We start from the raw sequence: 18,845 nt of genomic DNA, 5'->3' as shown, positions 1-18,845 counted from the left end.
ATGTTGGTTGTTTCTGTAAGCTTGCAGCTTTTTACCATTAAATATTGTTTTATAGAAGCTTTCAAACTTCCTTCCGACTTGTCGGGGAGGGCCAGGGGGAAGCCTTTTAACAGCATAAAAGATGTAAAAACCAAATTGGTCGACTTGATAACCTTATCTATCTATTTTATAAAGTTGTTTGGAATACACAGAAATATTTTTACCTGCCGAATTATTAAATTAAAAAACTGACGCATGTGAAAATGCCGGCCGTGATCGGGATAATCGGCTTTCCCGGGCACTGGCAATGTTTTAAAAAAAAACAGAAAATAAAACAAAATGAAGAATGTTCTAGTTTACTCCCTGGCCCTTGTGATTGCTACAGCACCACTGCTCATTAACACTGCTTGTAATAAGAGTTCCAGCAGTTCAAGCGACTTAGTGGGTAACTGGGCAATCAGTGATTATTTTGATGGTCCTGCCCGCAGTGAAGCTGTATTATTTAAAATTGCAGATACTGTATTTGTTGGTACTGGTTTATCAGATAACAAACGTTTTGCTGATTTCTGGAAATATTCTCTGGATAAAAGATACTGGACAAAGATCAAAGATTTCAGTGGTGGCGTGCGCAGTTCAGGCGTTGCCTTTGCCCTGGGTAAAAAAGGTTATGTAGGAACTGGTTACGATACCCAGGTTAACTATACCAACGACATGTGGGAATACAGTGTTGACAGCAATGGCTGGGCAAAAAAGAACAATTTCGGTGGAACTCCCCGTGTTGATGCGGTTGCATTTGTTGATGCCAATGGCAAAGCTTACATCGCTACTGGTTACGACGACAGCTACCTGAAAGATGTTTGGCAATACAACCAGGCTAATGACAGCTGGACCCAAAAAGCCGGTATTGCCGGTTCAAAAAGAAAAGAAGCTACTACTTTCACTATAGACGGTAAAGTATACCTCATCAGCGGTAACAACAATGGTACTGCCCTTAACGATATTCAGGTGTATGAGCCAAATGGCGATACCTGGACTACCCTTAGAAAACTTACCAACACCAGCGACGAAAGCTATGATGACAAATACACGTCAATCATTCGCTACAATGCTGTTGCTTTTGTAATGGGTGGAAAAGGTTACCTGGCAACCGGTGAAAATGGAAGCCTGAACTCTCACACCTGGGAGTACGATGCAGCTGCTGATACCTGGACTGAAAAAACTGCTTTCAGCGGAACTGCCCGTACTGGTGCATTGGGCTTTACCCTGGCTGACCGTGGTTTTGTTTTAGCTGGTCGTAGCGGTACTGCTCCATTTGATAATATGTATGAGCTGCAGCCGAATATTGAAGATAATGATCAGGACAATCAGTAAACATCATAAATTGGTACTGCTGGCAGCTTTGTTAATTGCTGCCGGCAGTATTTTTTATATCCTGGCTGTAAAGAAGCCAGCTACTCCCGCCAACACCTTGCACTACACTACTTTTAAGACCGAACATGGCTGGGGGTACGATATATTGGTCAATGACAGGATAGTCATACACCAGCCCATGCTGCCAGGCCAATCGGGCTACAAAGGTTTTCCCACCGAACAGGAAGCCGGCGCTGATGCGCAAAATGTTATAGAAAGTATAAAATCAGGTACCCATCCCTTCTTTGGGCAAAAGCAGCTGCAACGTCCCGGCGTCTTACGTGCTCAACCGAAGTAATGACCAAGGAAAAGATCCGGGCAGCCCTTGCATCTGTGCTGGGGTTTAGACCGGTAAAAACTGTAAAGCACAAACTGCTGGTAATTAGTGTGCATATTTTGCTCTGGGGCCTGTTCCTTGTTTTGCCCCTGTTCATTTATCGTATCCGGATACCAGACCCAAGCTTCTATTACCGCGAGATCATTAATAAGTCCTTTCTCATTGGTCTTTTCTATCTTAATTTCTATTATTTATTGCCGCGGTTATTCAAAAGCCGCAAATTGTTTACTTACTTTTTAAGTCTTATTGCCGCCCTGGCCTTCCTATGCATGCAGCAATTGGTGCTTGAAGTATATGTTTTAAAAACACAGGCCAAACGGTTTCCGCATTTCTATCGTATCTCTCCCCGTCCGTTTATAGCAAAGGAATACTGGGGTAGGGGTGAAGGGTTTGGCAGAAGGGCTAACATGGATGGCCCATTGCCGGCAAATATGCCCGGTAATGGGGAGGAAATGCCGCCGCCGCCACCGCCGTTCCTACATGGGCACAACCCACGCATGCCCTACCTCATGACGCTGAAAGATGCGCTGAGCTCTGGTATTGTGATCCTGTTATTAAGCGGATTTATAAAACTGGCGCATTCGCTTTTTATAAGTGAGAAACAGAAAAAAATACTGGAGAACGAACGGCTGAATGCAGAACTGAACTTTTTGAAATTACAGATAAACCCCCATTTCTTGTTCAATACACTTAACAGCATTTATTCGCAGGCGCATTTCAAATCGGAACAAACCGAGCACAGCATTTTGAAGTTCTCGCGCATTATGCGGTACGTGCTGTACGATTCGGCCGCCGATAAAATACCCCTGACGCAAGATCTGGAATACATCAGTAATTATATTGATCTGCAACAACTGCGGTTGTCGAAGAACATCGCCGTTAATTATATGGTTACCGGGCCGGTGGCGGGGCTTTCTATTGCGCCCCTGCTGTTGATCACATTTATTGAGAACGCTTTTAAACACGGGATCAGTTATACAACACCATCAGAAATTAAAATAGCCATTGCCGTTACTGGCAACGAATTATTGCTAACAGTGGGAAACGCCATTACCCAAAAGAACAGGGATGCCACCGGTGGGGTGGGACTTATAAATGCCCGCAGAAGGCTGGATGTATTGTATCCTGGCCGGCACCTGCTTGATGTGGTGGAGAATGATCACCTGTATATTGTTAATCTGAAAATCGAATTGGACCATGAAAGTTAATTGCCTTATTATTGATGATGAACCCTGGGCGCTGGACCTGTTAGAAGATTTTATTCAAAAGGTCCCGTATTTGAACCTGGTAGCCCGTTGTGAAGGGCCTGTTGCAGCGTTCCCGTATTTTGAAAAGGAGGAAATTGACCTGGTGCTGCTCGATATCCGCATGCCCGATCTCAGTGGTACCCAGTTTCTTAAAACGTTGAATAAAAAGCCGGCCGTGATCTTTGTAACGGCGCATAATGAATTTGCGGTAGAGGGATTTGAGCTGGACGCTATCGATTATCTGTTGAAGCCTGTTCCCTTCGACCGGTTTATGGCTGCCGTGAATAAAGCGTATGAGTATATCAGCTATAGAAAGACCAAATCATTGTTGAAGAAAGATGACTTCCTGTTTATAAAGACTTCGCACAAGATCCAGAAGATCTTTTATAGTGATATCCTGTATCTGGAAGGCCTGAAAGATTATACCAAGATCCACCTGGTTGATAGCAAGAAGCCATTTGTTACGCTGCAAAGCCTTAAGTACTTCGAGAGCCGCCTGCCGCACGATGAGTTCATTCGTATTCACCGGTCGTATATTATTTCTTTACGAAAAGTAGATACGGTTTCGCGTAAGGCGGTGCTGCTGGGTGAAACGGAGTTGCCTTGTAGTGAACATTATCGTAATGTGTTGTATTCGATAATAGGGGAGAAGCTTTAAAAGGCAAACGGCAGACGGCAGACGGCAAACGGCAAACGGCAAACGGCAAACGGCAAACGGCAAACGGCAGACGGCAGACGGCAGACGGCAGACGGCAGACGGCAGAGAAGAAAGGCAATAGGCGATAGGAGAACCGGTTTCCTGTTGTGCTGCCTCGGCGTCGCCGCTATCGCGGCTCAGAACTGGAACTCGAAACCCTGAACTCTGAACTTTGACCTCTCCGTTAGTATACGCTAAGAAAGTTAGTAATTAAAAATAAATGCTTATATTTGGTGAAAGGAAATCAAAAACCTGATGTAACCACATGTCTTATCCAGCTTCACTTATAGCCTTTGCCTTTGTAAAAAAAGGCATCGATGAAGGGAAGTTTGTAACTCAAATGAAGTTACAAAAGCTAGTCTATTTTGCGCAGGGGGTGCACCTTGCCAAATACCATACCCCCCTTATCAATGAAACTTTTCAGGCCTGGCTGTACGGCCCCGTTATACCCGAAATATATCAGAACTATAGATTATACGGCAGCAGACCCATCACCGATACAATTGAATTTACCCCTTCGCCTAATTATAGGCCCTCTTCACGGCTCAATGCCGAAGCCCTCGAAACCATCAATTATTCCTGGGAAGTCTTAAAAGATTTCTCCGCTATGTCCCTGAGCTATTGGACACACCGGCCCGATGGCCCCTGGTCGAAGGTATATGTCCCCGATGCAAAAGATACCCCTATTAACAACAACGATATAAAACAATACTTCGAAAAATTGCTTATCCGGGCCTAATGAATATACCCCCCAATTCTGAGGTTGCTCCTGTAAACAGAGTAAAGGACCTTTTGCAGCCATTAGTAGAGGATACCACCAATACCTTAGTGACTGAAGCGAATGTAAAAGAGGTAAAGGGATTAGGTATGGAGGAGGAGTTTGCCAGAGTACAATTAAAACGGTTACTAGATGACAATAAAGCACGTAAAGTGTTTAGTGTCATCATTTTCGCCATCACCATTTTATGGATGTTCCTGGTACTGATCATTGTGGTGCAATGCAGCCGCAAGGTCTTTCACCTGAGTGATGGCGTACTGATCGCCCTGATTACCACTACCACTGCCAACGTGTTTGGCTTTTTCTATGTAGTGGTGAATTACCTGTTTAATAAGGATAAGTCGACATAAACCCTTCTGCGCGGCCTTTGAGGGGAGACGGCAGACGGCAGAGGGCAGACAAAAAATACACTTCTGCGCGGCCATCAAAAGGCAATAGGCAATGGGCAATAGGAAATACACTTTTGCTCGGCCTTTGAAGGCAGACGACAGAGGGCAGACAACAAATACACTTCTGCGTGGCCATCAAAAGGCAATGGGCAATGGGCAATCAATGTCGTTTAGTTAATGCGTGTTTTAAGGAGTCCCCTCCTGGGAGGGGTAGGGGTGGGTTTATTCTAGATTAATCAAATTAATACCCACCCCTATCATCAGTCTTTATGCGCTTCGGCCTCCCGATGCATCGGGAGGATTTAGCTCTCCTATTCGCTTAACTAAACGACATTGAATGGGCAATGGGAAATCACTTCTGCGCGGCCTTTAAGAACAGACGGTAAACTGCAAATCCCGACAAGTCGGGAAAGGCTGGCAGACAACAAATACACTTCTTCGCGGCCATCAAAAGGCAATGGGCAGTAGGCAGTAGGCAATAGGAAATACACTTTTGCACGGCTCTCCTTAGCTAACGCGGCAGGCGAATCCCGCCTACGCCAAGGCTTCGGCGGGCAAGGCATTTTATCCACATATTCCCGTAAAGGGAGCTGTCTAAAAGTTAAAAACGGTTTAATTATATAGTTAATGTATAATATATCCGTTCCCGGACTGATTATTGTTATTAAAAAGGGCTATTTTTAAAAGCTGCCTTCGGCATCGCCGGGTCAGCGGTTCATATTTCTGTACCGATAGTAGTGACCTTGCATTCACTAACTATCCCTAAAAACGGGAACGGATTCCATGCAAAAACCATTAATCGTAACACCAGGAAAACAGCTACGCCTTTTTCTGATGGGCCTGGTAGCTTTATTATCGACTTTTACCCCGACTAAAGCGGGTAACAGAACGGCCAATGGCCTGTTTTCGGATACTTCCTACTCAGCTGCCACCGCGCATATTTTCTCTATTTCCAACAAATTGAATGTGTACGACAGCCTGCATTTGAAGGATATGGGTCTGTCGAAAAAGGTTTTTACCATGGCCTTAAAAGGAATGGCCAAACTGGTGAGGACCCGGCACATAAAGGATAACCTGCTGGCCATCGTTGACTTCAGCCAACCCAGCATTAATAAACGACTATACGTAATTGACCTGAATACGTATCAGTTGTTGTACAATACCTGGGTAGCCCATGGCATGAAGACCGGCAAGGACAAAGCCATTTCTTTCAGCAATAAAATGTCCTCCAATAAAAGCAGTCTGGGTTTTTATGTGACCGGTCTTGCCTACAATGGCAGTAATGGCTATTCCCTGAAACTACAGGGAATGGAAAAAGGCATCAATGATGGCGCCATGCGACGCGGCATTGTTATTCATGGAGCTGATTATGTGAACGAAGACCTCATAAACAGCCAGGGCTATATAGGTCGTAGCTGGGGTTGCCCGGCGGTTGCCCCCGAAGTATCGCAACCCCTGATCGATCTGCTGAAAGAAGGCAGCTGTCTGTTTATATATGCTTCTAATACAACCTACCAGAGTAGATCTGCCTTCGTAAAGTAGTCTGAATAGGGATAATTGGGATGTATGGGATGGCTGAGATGTTCATCCAAAATCCCACAAATCCCAAAAAATCCACGATCTCAGTCTAACTTATTAACATCCAATACAATTACTGGTAATAAAAAAGCGTTCTGGTAAAAGGTGCATCCTGTTATCTTTGCGCCTTTAATTGTATATATGCTAAAGATCGGATTATTCGGCGTTGGACATCTTGGAAAATTTCATCTTAATAACTGGAAAGAAATCAAAGATGTAGAAGTAGTAGGTTTTTTCGATCCTAATGACGATGCAGCCCAGGATGTTACAGAAAAGTACCAGCTTCCCCGCTTTTTGGATGCAGAACGGCTGATTGATGCCGTAGACGTAATCGATGTTATTGCCCCCACCAACTATCATTACGACCTGGCTAAAATGGCCATCAGAAAGGGCAAACACGTATTTCTGGAGAAACCCATGGCGCATACCATGCAGGAGGCCCAGGAACTGGTGAACCTGGTAAAAGAATCGCGCATCAAGCTGCAGGTAGGCCATGTGGAACGGTTTAACCCGGCTTTTTTAGCAGTGAGGCAAATGGACCTGAACCCAATGTTCATTGAAGTACATCGCCTGGCGCAATTCAATGTTCGCGGTACAGAAGTGAGTGTTATCCTGGACTTAATGATTCACGATATTGACATTATCCTGAGCCTGGTGAAGAGTGAAGTAAAACAGATCTCAGCCAGCGGTGTAGCGGTTATGACCGATACCCCTGATATTGCCAATGTACGTATTGAGTTCAATAATGGCTGTGTGGCCAATTTGACCTCCAGCCGGATTTCTATGAAGAAGATGAGAAAAATGCGGGTATTCCAAAAAGATGCTTACATTGGTATCGACTTTCTGAATAAAAAATCTGAGATCATTAAATTGAAGTCACCTCAAGACGTTGATGCCTTTTCCTTTGACCTTGATACTATGCATGGTAAAAAGACCATTGCAGTAGTAAATCCTCAGGTTCCCGAAGTAAATGCGATCAAAAGAGAATTGGAGTCATTTCGTGATGCGATCTTAAACAATACACCAACCCTGGTATCGGAAGTGGATGGTTACCGGGCTATGGATGTAGCGCATCAAATTTTACAAAAGATAAAAAGCAATAATATCATTGTGTAACGTGCAACGTACAGATGTCATCCGTAAAACGAATCCATAGTACCTGGTACCTGTTTGGGGACTACATTGCGGCCATAATGGCCTGGATCGTTCTGTATTTTACCCGCCGGTATTTATTGCATGAAACCCTTATTGTTGAACATGGGATCTTCCTCAATAGCCGCTTCTGGTTTGGCATCACCCTTGTTCCCCTTACCTGGATCTTCTTTTATGCACTGGTAGGGGCTTACCAGTCCATGTACAATAAGTCACGGTTGAATGAATTCATTAATACCCTGCTTTGTTGTCTTATTGGCTGTACGGTCATTTTCTTTGCCATTGTGATCAATGATCCGCAAAACAATTACACTTATTATTATAAATCACTTTCGGCCTACGTTTTTGCGCAGGCGGTGATCACCTGGCTGGTAAGGAGGTCTTTATTGAATTTAGTAAGGAGCCAACTGCTACAGGGACACATGCGTTTCAATACGCTGCTGGTAGGTGGTAATCATATTGCCGAGAAAATATATTTGGAGACCCGCGAAGGGTTGCGGATCGCAGGTTATCATTATACCGGTTTTATCAGCGGGGGTGAACCCAATGGCATAAGCAAACATATTCCCTGGCATGGCTGGGTGAACGATCTGGAGAAAGTGATTGACGAACGGGATATAAAACTGGTGGTAGTGGCGTTGGAAAAAGAAGAAAAGACGCAGGTTGAGCGTATTGTGGACCGGTTGAGCGAAATGGATGTGGAAGTAAAAATTGTACCCGAAATGTTGGATATTTTGTCGGGGTCGGTAAAAACAAGCAACCTGTTTGGCGCGGTGCTTACCGATATAAAATCGGGTTTAATGCCCCAGTGGCAATTGAATATAAAACGGGTGATAGATGTTACGGTAGCCATACTGGGTATTGTTTTCCTGTTGCCATTTATCCTGTATGTGATCATCAGGGTAAAACTTTGTTCACCAGGACCGGTACTGTACTCACAGGACCGGATAGGGTATAAGGGACGTCCTTTCAGGATCTACAAGTTCCGTTCCATGTACCATCCTGCGGAGACCAATGGTCCGCAATTGTCTTCCACTTCCGATCCCCGGGTAACGCCCTGGGGCCGGGTAATGCGCAAGTGGCGGTTAGATGAACTGCCGCAGTTGTGGAATATTCTCAAAGGTGAAATGAGCCTGGTGGGACCAAGACCGGAAAGGGCGCACTATATAAACAAGATACACCATCAAGTGCCTTATTATTCCTACCTTTTAAAAGTAAAACCCGGCTTAACATCATGGGGCATGGTGCAGTTTGGGTATGCCGAAAATGTAGATGAAATGATCAAACGGATGAAGTACGATCTGATCTATATTGAGAATGTATCCCTGGCACTTGATTTTAAAATAATGGTGTATACCTTACGGATCATCTTCATGGGCGAAGGGAGATAGCTGCGAAAGGCAGTAGGCAATGGGTCTCGGCTGAGCCGAGAGCAATAGGAAATACACTGCTGCGCGGCCTTCCCTGGCAGACGGCAAATACACCGCTGCCCGGCAACCCTGAACCCAATAACATAAGAACTTAATAACAAAGAAAAAGACCTCAGAATTTGTATGAAGATACTTTGTGCACTAATGATTGTTGTAGGAACGCCTTTATTGGGATTTTCACAAACAGGCTACTGGCAACAGGAAGTACATTATAACATTAAGGTAGCATTGAATGATAAACAGCATAGTTTAAAAGGTGACCTGTCGGTTGATTACATCAATCACTCGCCTGATACGCTTACTTTTATCTGGTTCCACCTATGGCCCAATGCCTATAAAAACAAAAACACCGCACTGGCAAAACAGCTGGTGGTGCTTAATGAAAGTAAGAATCCCCTGTCTGGTGACAAGAAAAAAACGGAGGCCACCGAGCCGGGTTTTATCGACAGCCTGAAATTTGTGGTGAACGGACAAACCGTTTCCACTGAAAATGATACGGCCAATATCGACATGATAAAAGTGATATTGCCCCAACCGCTGTTGCCTGGCAAACAGGTTACGGTTGCTACCCCATTCTTTGTAAAACTGCCTAATTATTACTCCAGATCAGGATACAGCGGCCAACAGTTTTTTGTTTGTCAGTGGTATCCCAAACCAGCTGTATATGATAATACAGGCTGGCATCAAATGCCTTACCTCGATCAGGGCGAGTTTTACAGTGAATATGGCAGCTTCAAAGTGAATATTACCGTGCCATCAGAATATGTGGTGGGCGCTACCGGCAGTTTGCAAACAAAAGCGGAGCTGGATAGATACAAACAGATTGGCATTGAAAATAACAAGGGGGTAAAATCGGCACTTTATAAAACCACTACGCCGGGTAAATCGAAGACCCTGCAATATGTTGGCGATCGCATACTTGACTTTGCCTGGTTTGCCGCAAAAGACTTTGTTATCCGGTACGATACCTTGCAAATGGCCGACAACAATACCATCGATGTGTTCTCATACGGACAAACAGGTGGCAACAAAACCTGGAAGAACAGTACCAGCTATATAAAAGATGCCGTACGTCATTACTCTAATTGGATAGGTCAATATCCTTATCCGGTGGTACAGGCAGTGGAAGGACCCAAGAACCAGTCATCGGGTGGTATGGAATATCCGATGATCACATTAATTACCAGTCCGAACGCCAAAGAGGAAGAAATGGATGCGGTGATCACGCACGAAGTAGGGCATAACTGGTTTATGGGCATTTTGGGCAGCAACGAACGCGAACATGCCTGGATGGATGAAGGGATCAATTCTTATTTCCAGTTCAGGTATGAAGCCGAGAAATACCGTTCAAACAGCCTGTTCGGGAATATGATACCCAAAGAAGTAAAAGAGTTGGATGTAAAGGATTTTCAGGCAAGGATCTATGAAGTGTTGAACTCAATACCCGCCAAGCAGCCTATCAATACCGCTTCTGCTGCATTCAGCAACAATGAGGATTATGGCATTGTTGAATATGTGAAAACTGCCGTGTGGTTGTATATTATTGAGAATACTATTGGTCGCGATACGCTGGATAAAGGGATACAATCCTATTATAAAGACTGGCAGTTCAAACACCCTTCACCGGAAGATCTGAAGAAAGAACTGGAAGCAGCTTCTGGCAAAAATCTGGATGCCATTTTTGCGTTGCTGGATAAAGAAGGAAAACTATTATAAACCCGGAGGGTAAAACCCGCCTTTGCTCTTCGACCGCCATAGCCAAAGGCGACGGTGGTAAGGCTACGGCGAGTAAAACATTCACCATGAAAAAACTTTGCCTTCTACTATTTATTTCGGCGATCGGGTGTAGCGCGATTGGTCAAAACGCTTACTGGCAACAGGAAGTACATTATACCATCGATGTGTCCCTGAACGATACCGAACATTCTCTGGAAGGTTTTTTAAAGCTGCAGTATATCAATCATTCTCCCGATACGCTGCGTTTTATCTGGTTTCATTTATGGCCGAATGCGTTCAAGAATGATAGAACGGCTTTCTCAGAGCAGGCACTGCAAAACGGGAAGACCGATTTTTATTTTTCACCCCGCGAAAAAAGAGGTTATATCAACCGCCTTGATTTCAGGGTGGACAATAACACTTTAAAAACAGAAGATCATCCGCAATTTATAGATATCATAAAAGTATACCTGCCGGCGCCCTTGCTGCCCGGTCAGGCAACTGCAATAACCACTCCTTTTCACGTACAGTTACCAGCTAATTTTTCACGCGGCGGTCATACGGGGCATAGTTACAAGGTAACACAATGGTATCCTAAACCGGCTGTATATGACCGCTTAGGCTGGCATCCTATGCCGTATTTGGACCAGGGTGAGTTTTATGGCGAGTTTGGCAGTTTTGATGTGCGTATTTCGGTGCCGGATAAATATGTAGTGGCCGCCACTGGTGAACTGCAGGATGAAGCAGAAAAACAATGGTTGAAGGAACGGGCGTCTTTCATCCCGCCAGTGCCTGTAAAAACGAAGAGCGGCTTTCAAAAGAAACCTGTTGCAAAAAAAGCACCGGTTAAAAAGACCACAGGTAAACCGTCACATTATACAGCGAAATCAAAAAAAGAACAGCCTGCTGAAATTGCGAAGCAACCACCAATCATAAACCACAAACAACAAACCTTTAAGACCTTACAATACAAACAGAACAACGTACATGACTTTGCCTGGTTTGCCGATTCAAACTTTGTGGTGAAGCAGGATACCATTCAACTGTCATCGGGCAGAGTAGTACAGGCAATGAGTTTTTACAGATCGGCCCAAAGCGATGCCTGGGCAAACAGCGTACAGTTTATAAAGGACGCGGTGCATTACCGCTCGAACCTGATTGGCGAATACCCATATAATGTTGTAAGCGTGGTAGAAGCCAAAATGGGTTTTGAAGGTGGTATGGAATATCCCACTATCACCAGCATTTCGCCCGACATGGATAGCAAGAGTCTCGACATGACGATTGAACATGAAGTGGGGCATAACTGGTTTATGGGTATTTTAGGCAGCAATGAGCGGGACCATCCGTGGATGGATGAAGGCGTGAACTCATATTTCGATGACCGCTATAAAGCGATGAAATATCCCGAGCAGCATCATTCGAAGTGGATCCTTAAACGAATGCCGGACAATGCGTCAGAACTGGCCGTGGATATGCTGGCAAAGATCAAAAAGGACCAACCGGCGGCCCTCCCTTCCCCCGATTTTACCTCTTTGAATTACTCCGTGATCGTATACATGAAAACGGGGATCCTGGTAAAACACCTGGAGAACGCCATGGGTACCCAACGCTTCGACAGTTGTATGCAGGCCTATTACCGGCAATGGCAATTCAGGCATCCATACCCCCAGGATTTTCAACAAAGCTTTACCGTTGGCGATGGAAAGGCTGCAACGCAGTTTTTTGATTCATTGCAGCAGAAGGGTGGCATAAACCCAATGGCCCATCCTAAAAAATTAAAGCCGGTGTTTTTGGGGTCCTTTAAAAATTATGACAGCGTAAATTATATAAACCTGATGCCGGTGATGGGGTACAATGTGTATGATCATTTTATGATCGGGCTGGCATTGCACAACTACTCTTTACCTGCGCATAACCTGCAATACTTTTTGGCGCCCATGTATGCCACCGGTAGCAAGGTGTTTGTGGGTATTGGCCGGGTGGGTTATACCTGGCGTCCCAACAATACGTTTGAAAAAATTGATCTGTCGGTAAGTGGTGCTCATTTCTCCACCCTCGATGGCGCCGATAGCAATGCCAATAAAATAACTGCCGGTTTTTATAAAGTGGCACCAGCCCTGCGATTCACCTTTGCCAATAAAGATCCGCGCAGCAGTATAGAAAAATGGCTGGAATGGCGAACTTTCTTCATTTGGGAGAACGGTTTTCAGTATGTGCAGAAAAGCGAAGACGGCGAATTTTACCCAAGCAAAGGCAAAACCACCCAGCGATATTTGAACCAGGTAAGTTTTAATGTAGCCAATTACCGCGTGTTGTATCCCTACGATGTACGGTTACAGGTACAACAGGGCGATGGTTTTTATCGCGCCTCCGCTACTGGAAATTATTATTTCAATTATGCCAGTTCAGGTGGTTTGCAAATGCGGGTGTTCGCTGCCAAATTCGGTTATATTGGCGCAAAAACAGTTGCCAAACAATTCAGCACATTTGCATACCAGCCCAAGCTCACCGCTGTTCGGGGTAATGAAGATTATACATACAGCAATTATTTTATCGGGCGTAATGAAAACACTGGCCTGGCCAGTCAGCAGATCATGATGCGCGATGGGGGATTGAAGATCCGCACCGATCTTTTCCAGGGATTGCAGGGCCGTTCAGATGACTGGATCGCCTCCATGAACCTGGCTACCACATTGCCAAAAGGTCTGTTGCCATTGAACCTGCCCGTGAAAATATTCCTGGATGCAGGTACTTATGCCGATGCCTGGAAAAAAAATGCGGCCACCAGCCGATTCCTGTATGTGGCCGGTTTACAGGTGAACCTGTTGAAAGATCTGCTGAATGTATATGTGCCGATCGTGTACAGTAAAGAATTCAGGGATAACCTGAAAACGGTGCCTGATGAAAACACCTTCTTTAAAAAGATCTCCTTTAGTATAGACGTTCACCGGTTTAATATTCATAAAGCAACAGAGAATAAGATACCGTTTTAGTATCTTGTCAGCATCATGTTGCCAGGCAACCTACAATATCTTCGTCGTAAACAGGTTGATACCGTTAAATGGGACCAATGCATTGACAAGGCTCCTAACGGACTTATTTATGCCTGTTCTTTTTATCTCGATCATCTGGTGCCAAATTGGGACGCGCTGGTATTGGGTGATTATGAGGCGGTGATGCCATTGCCCTGGCGAAAGAAGTTTGGCGTGCGGTATTTGTACCATCCGGCTTTTACCCAGCAACTGGGCGTCTTTTCCCAAACTGGTTTAAACGACGGGCTGGTAGCGATGTTTATGGATCGCTTGTCTGCCCATTTTCCTTATGCAGAAATGTTGTTGAATTATGCGCATCCGGCCAAAGGGATGTCGCAACGGTCAAATTATGTGCTGTCGTTACAGGAACCCTATGAACAAATTCGGGCCCGATATAAAAACGACCTGGTGAAAAACCTGAAAAGGGCAAACCGGTTCCCGTTATCCTATTCAGATGAAGTTGATCAGCAATTAGTACTTGAGACTTATAAAGAATTTTATGGCAGCCGGACTCCCCATGTAAGAGGGGAAGATTATACCCGTTTTGAAAAGCTTTGTACTTTTCTTTCGAAAGGATCAACAGTGGTGCGGGCAGTTAAAGAAGAAGGGCGATTATTGTCGGCGATATTGTTATTGCGCCATAATAACAGAATGTATTTACTGGCTTCGGTAACATGGCCAGCAGGGCGTTCGCGGGAAGCGAATCATTTTTTGCTTGACCGGGTTCTACATGAATTTGCCGGTATCAATCTGGTGCTTGATTTTGAAGGATCTGATCTGCCGGGGGTTGCACATTTTTATAAGAACTTTGGTGGTATTGACCAGCCCTATTTTTTCTATCGTTATAACAAATTGCCCTGGTGGATCAGGTGGATGAAATAATTACCGCCGTTCATTTTCTTCCAGTATTTTTTCTGCCAGCAAAATATCCAATGGTCTTGTTATTTTAATATTGGAAGCTTCTCCTTCAATAAGTTGAATAGCTATGCCTGATTTTTCTACTACACTTGCTTCGTCGGTAAAGGCCGGGTTGAACGGTTGTTCAAAGGCTTTTTTTATGAGATCGCTGTAAAATGTTTGTGGGGTTTGAATGATGCGCACCTGCTGGCGATCGAGCATGTGGTTGCCAGTTTCGGTTTCAATACGCAGCGAATCGATGGGTTGAATGGCCGGGATGGCATTGCCTTTTTCAAGAGCAGCTTCATAGCAACGATGAATGAGGTTGGTAGAGATCAAACATCTAACCGCATCATGAACAAAAACTATGGATGGTTCGTTAATACAATCAAGCCCATTCTTTACGGAATGGAATCGGGTTTCACCACCCACCGTGATCCTTATACGGGCAGGATGGCTGGTAGTAGCTACGATCTCCTTTCCAGTGTGTACATGATCTTGTGGCAATACGAGGATGATCTCAAGTTCGGGCCATGCAGCCAGGAAAGTATTGAGCGAATGCCATAGCACCGGTTTTCCGCGTAAGGGCAGAAACTGTTTTGGCACTGCAGTACCCATGCGCAAACCGGAACCACCGGCCACTATTACGGCATATTTCTTCATTGATCCTGTACTTGGTTTAACGTTGTAAGTTCAAAGTTTTCAGTTCGTTAGTATTGGAGTTTGTTTTCCGAGCGGAGTATGACCTTTTTATTGCGCCTTTTTCTTCTGTTTAAATTTTAACATATTGAAAAGGGTGTTTTTCACGGTAATAAAACCTTGATAAGGTGACACAAAGTCGGTTCTGTCAGCAACCAGCATTTAGTCAGTATGCTAACCAATTTTTGAACCTGGAACTTATCACTTACAACTAAAATGAATCGCCTAATTCGCGTTCAATTTCTTCCATGTGCAATATGTCCCAGGCTTCGCTTTCTGTGGGTGCTATGTTCAATAATTCAAGCAATTCGACAGCGTCAAGTGCTTTCTCAACCTGCTTTTGCATACAACAGATCACAAAAGAAGCATTGTGCTCGTAAAAGCTTTGTTGTATTTTAACCAGGTGTTCACCGGCAGCGTTCTCAACGTTTTGAATGTCTTGTAAATTAAGCACCACGTTTTTAACTTCCTGTTTCAAGAAGGGCATTAAACAGGCGTCCAATTCTTCTGTCATATTAGCAGATAAAACAGGCTCTTTGATCTGAATGGCATGATATTTCTCACTGGTATCAATTTTGAACTGCATATTGACCTTTTAAGTACTTAAAAATAGCTGCAACCGTTAATAAAAGGGAACAACTAAATGTCAAAAATATTCGTTATTATTGTATAACACACAACAAATTATAAACAAAATGGACAACAATTTTTCAGCCCAGGTGAAGGAGATCATTTCTTTTAGCAGAGAGGAGGCTTTACGGCTTGGGAACGATTTTATCGGAACTGAACATTTGTTGCTGGGGTTGATCCGTGAAGGAGAGAACACTGCTGTCCGTATATTGAAAAGCTTTAATGTGGATCTGTACGAATTGCGGAAAGAGGTTGAACTGGCAGTAAAAGACAAGACCGGTAAAAACATTGCTAACATAAACAGTCTGCCGCTCACCAAGCAAGCCGAGAAGGTGATACGTGTAACTGTGCTGGAAGCAAAAGCCCTAAAGAGTCCGACAGTTGAAACGGAACATTTAATGCTCTCCATTCTTAAGAATAAGGAAAACATAGCAACTCAAATCTTAAATCAGTTCGACGTGGATTACGATTTATTCAGAAACGAATTAGGCGTTGTTAAAAGCAACGACGTACGCAGTGAATATGCCGACGAGAACGAAGACGATTTTGATGATGAAAAGAAATACTCGCAGCAGAAATCACGCTCTGCCGGAAATACTAAAAGTAAAACTCCGGTATTAGATAATTTTGGCCGCGACATTACACGCCTGGCCGAGGGCGGTGCCCTTGACCCTATTGTTGGGCGTGAGGCGGAAATTGAAAGGGTATCTCAGATCCTTTCCCGTCGTAAAAAGAACAACCCGATACTGATAGGTGAACCTGGTGTAGGTAAAACAGCTATCGTGGAAGGTTTGGCCCTGCGTATCGTACAAAGAAAGGTATCAAGAGTATTGTTTGATAAGCGCGTGATCTCCTTAGACCTTGCTGCCCTGGTGGCCGGTACAAAATACCGTGGTCAATTTGAAGAAAGGATGAAAGCCATCATGAATGAACTGGAGAAAAACAGAGATGTGATCCTGTTCATCGATGAAATTCATACCATCGTAGGTGCTGGCGGTGCAAGCGGTTCTCTCGATGCATCGAACATCTTTAAACCAGCCCTCGCTCGTGGTGAACTCCAATGCATTGGCGCTTCTACCCTGGATGAGTACAGAATGTACATTGAGAAAGACGGTGCCCTCGATCGTCGTTTCCAAAAAGTAATGGTAGAACCACCAAGTGTTGATGAGACTATCCAGATCCTCAATAACATCAAATCAAAATACGAAGACTATCATAACGTTACTTACAGTGATGATGCTATTGATGCCTGCGTAAAATTGAGTGACCGTTACATTACCGATCGTTTATTGCCCGACAAAGCAATTGACGTGATGGATGAAGTAGGCGCCCGTGTTCACTTAAAGAACATCAATGTGCCGAAAGAGATCCTTGAACTGGAGAAAAAGATCGAGGATGTAAAGGTGGAAAAGAATAAAGTAGTAAAGAGCCAGAAGTTTGAAGAAGCAGCTTCTTTACGCGATACGGAAAAACGTTTGCAGGAAGAGCTGGAAAAAGCAAAAGCAAGCTGGGAAGAAGAAAGCAAACATAAACGCTATCCCATAGACGACGAAGCCATTGCTGAAGTAGTGAGCATGATGACGGGTATTCCGGTTAAACGGATGGTGCAGGCTGAAAGCGAAAAACTGCGCCGCATGGCTGAAGATATGCGCGGGATGGTGATAGGGCAGGACGAAGCCATTGAAAAAGTGGTGAAAGCTATTCAACGTAACAGGGTTGGGTTGAAAGATCCTAAAAAGCCGATCGGTACATTTATCTTCCTCGGACCTACCGGTGTTGGTAAAACTGAGTTGGCGCGTTCACTGGCCCGCTACATGTTTGACTCGGAAGATGCGCTGATCCGCATTGATATGAGTGAATACATGGAGAAATTTACCGTGAGCCGTTTAATTGGTGCGCCTCCAGGATATGTCGGTTATGAAGAAGGCGGTCAGTTAACTGAGAAAGTTCGCCGTAAACCATATTCGGTGATCCTGCTCGATGAAATTGAAAAAGCTCACCCGGATATTTACAACATTCTGTTACAGGTACTGGATGATGGTCAGTTAACTGATGGATTAGGCAGAAGAGTGGATTTCAAGAATACGACCATTATCATGACCTCTAATATCGGGGTGCGTCAGTTGAAGGATTTCGGTGATGGTGTAGGTTTTGCTACTCAGGCACGTACACAAAGCGCCAATGAAAATAACAAAGCCGTTATTGAAAAAGCGTTGAAACGTACCTTCTCGCCTGAGTTCCTGAACCGTATCGATGATGTGATCATCTTCAATTCATTGACCAAAGAGCACATCTTCTCAATCATCGACATTCTGATGAAAGGTGTAATGAAGCGGTTAGCTAACTTAGGGTTTACCATGGAGTTAACTACCGAAGCCAAAAACTTCATTGCTGAAAAAGGATACGATCAGCAGTTTGGCGCCCGTCCATTACACAGGGCCATCCAGAAATACCTGGAAGATCCACTCGCAGAAGAGATCCTGAGCCTGCATATTAAACAAGGTGATATCCTGTTGGCCGATCTTGATAAAGAGAACTCCAAGATCAGGTTCACTTTAAAAGCAGCAAAGGAAAAATCTGAAGCCTCTTAAGGATTAACACATAGGATTTTATATACACCCTCCCGATTTATCGGGAGGGTTTTTTATGCATTTTTGTCTCCCGGAAACAACTAAATAGATAACCTTTCGTTAATAGATTCGTGTCCCTCGGTTTACACTATTCCCCGGTTTTAAGTGGCATTATCGACATGCCGGCATATTATTCAGGGCAACCTCTAAGGATGGACTGCTAACCAGGTGACACAGCGTAGTGTGCCGATTAAGTCCCACTACAAACTTTGATGTCGTCCGCCTGCTGGTGGGCGACATT

General features: G+C 44.4%; 15 protein-coding genes. 13 read left to right on the top strand and 2 right to left on the bottom strand.

Annotation, left to right across the window (positions count from 1 at the left end; genetic code table 11):
• The first annotated feature begins 318 nt into the window (after positions 1-318).
• The 12 genes from J7I42_RS14005 to J7I42_RS13950 all read left to right on the top strand — a co-directional run bounded on the left by J7I42_RS14005 (position 319) and on the right by J7I42_RS13950 (position 14,630).
• Positions 319-1,350 (top strand): Kelch repeat-containing protein, encoded by a 1,032-nt coding sequence (locus J7I42_RS14005; protein ID WP_209139438.1) that lies wholly within the window; start codon positions 319-321, stop codon positions 1,348-1,350.
• Positions 1,331-1,687, top strand: coding sequence for a DUF4907 domain-containing protein (locus J7I42_RS14000; RefSeq protein ID WP_209139437.1), 357 nt, complete (start codon positions 1,331-1,333; stop codon positions 1,685-1,687). Before J7I42_RS14005 ends, J7I42_RS14000 begins: the two co-directional genes overlap by 20 nt.
• Entirely contained in the window at positions 1,687-2,934 is a 1,248-nt protein-coding gene (locus J7I42_RS13995) for a sensor histidine kinase (protein ID WP_209139436.1), read from the top strand. Before J7I42_RS14000 ends, J7I42_RS13995 begins: the two co-directional genes overlap by 1 nt.
• Positions 2,924-3,631 (top strand): LytR/AlgR family response regulator transcription factor, encoded by a 708-nt coding sequence (locus tag J7I42_RS13990; RefSeq protein ID WP_209139435.1) that lies wholly within the window; start codon positions 2,924-2,926, stop codon positions 3,629-3,631. Before J7I42_RS13995 ends, J7I42_RS13990 begins: the two co-directional genes overlap by 11 nt.
• Before the next feature lie 304 nt (positions 3,632-3,935).
• Positions 3,936-4,409 (top strand): Panacea domain-containing protein, encoded by a 474-nt coding sequence (locus J7I42_RS13985; RefSeq protein WP_209139434.1) that lies wholly within the window; start codon positions 3,936-3,938, stop codon positions 4,407-4,409.
• Positions 4,409-4,798, top strand: coding sequence for a hypothetical protein (locus J7I42_RS13980; protein WP_209139433.1), 390 nt, complete (start codon positions 4,409-4,411; stop codon positions 4,796-4,798). Before J7I42_RS13985 ends, J7I42_RS13980 begins: the two co-directional genes overlap by 1 nt.
• 822 nt (positions 4,799-5,620) lie before the next feature.
• The gene (locus J7I42_RS13975; protein ID WP_209139432.1) at positions 5,621-6,379 is read left to right on the top strand and encodes a murein L,D-transpeptidase catalytic domain family protein; all 759 of its coding nucleotides are present in this window, start codon (positions 5,621-5,623) and stop codon (positions 6,377-6,379) included.
• A gap of 177 nt (positions 6,380-6,556) precedes the next feature.
• Positions 6,557-7,531 (top strand): Gfo/Idh/MocA family protein, encoded by a 975-nt coding sequence (locus tag J7I42_RS13970; protein ID WP_209139431.1) that lies wholly within the window; start codon positions 6,557-6,559, stop codon positions 7,529-7,531.
• 14 nt (positions 7,532-7,545) lie between these two features.
• Positions 7,546-8,958 (top strand): sugar transferase, encoded by a 1,413-nt coding sequence (locus tag J7I42_RS13965; RefSeq protein ID WP_209139430.1) that lies wholly within the window; start codon positions 7,546-7,548, stop codon positions 8,956-8,958.
• Positions 8,959-9,120: 162 nt separating this feature from the next.
• A complete protein-coding gene (locus J7I42_RS13960) occupies positions 9,121-10,713 on the top strand; it encodes a M1 family metallopeptidase (RefSeq protein ID WP_209139429.1) in 1,593 nt (530 codons plus the stop codon).
• A gap of 86 nt (positions 10,714-10,799) precedes the next feature.
• Positions 10,800-13,709, top strand: coding sequence for a M1 family metallopeptidase (locus tag J7I42_RS13955; RefSeq protein ID WP_209139428.1), 2,910 nt, complete (start codon positions 10,800-10,802; stop codon positions 13,707-13,709).
• A gap of 15 nt (positions 13,710-13,724) precedes the next feature.
• Positions 13,725-14,630 (top strand): GNAT family N-acetyltransferase, encoded by a 906-nt coding sequence (locus J7I42_RS13950; RefSeq protein WP_209139427.1) that lies wholly within the window; start codon positions 13,725-13,727, stop codon positions 14,628-14,630.
• Here J7I42_RS13950 and J7I42_RS13945 read toward each other — a convergent pair whose 3' ends face one another.
• Both J7I42_RS13945 and J7I42_RS13940 read right to left on the bottom strand, forming a co-directional pair.
• Entirely contained in the window at positions 14,631-15,308 is a 678-nt protein-coding gene (locus tag J7I42_RS13945; protein ID WP_209139426.1) for a 2-C-methyl-D-erythritol 4-phosphate cytidylyltransferase, read from the bottom strand.
• A gap of 247 nt (positions 15,309-15,555) precedes the next feature.
• On the bottom strand, positions 15,556-15,930 hold the full coding sequence (locus tag J7I42_RS13940; RefSeq protein ID WP_209139425.1) for an STAS domain-containing protein: 375 nt from the start codon (positions 15,928-15,930) through the stop codon (positions 15,556-15,558).
• Between the two features lie 109 nt (positions 15,931-16,039).
• Between J7I42_RS13940 and J7I42_RS13935 the strand changes: the two genes are divergently transcribed.
• Positions 16,040-18,565 (top strand): ATP-dependent Clp protease ATP-binding subunit, encoded by a 2,526-nt coding sequence (locus J7I42_RS13935; protein WP_209139424.1) that lies wholly within the window; start codon positions 16,040-16,042, stop codon positions 18,563-18,565.
• The last annotated feature ends 280 nt before the right edge of the window (positions 18,566-18,845 follow it).

Source organism: Niastella soli (assembly GCF_017742245.1).
Classification (GTDB): domain Bacteria; phylum Bacteroidota; class Bacteroidia; order Chitinophagales; family Chitinophagaceae; genus Niastella; species Niastella soli.
Note: the sequence above shows the minus strand (reverse complement) of the source record. Positions and strands in the feature narration are given on the sequence as shown.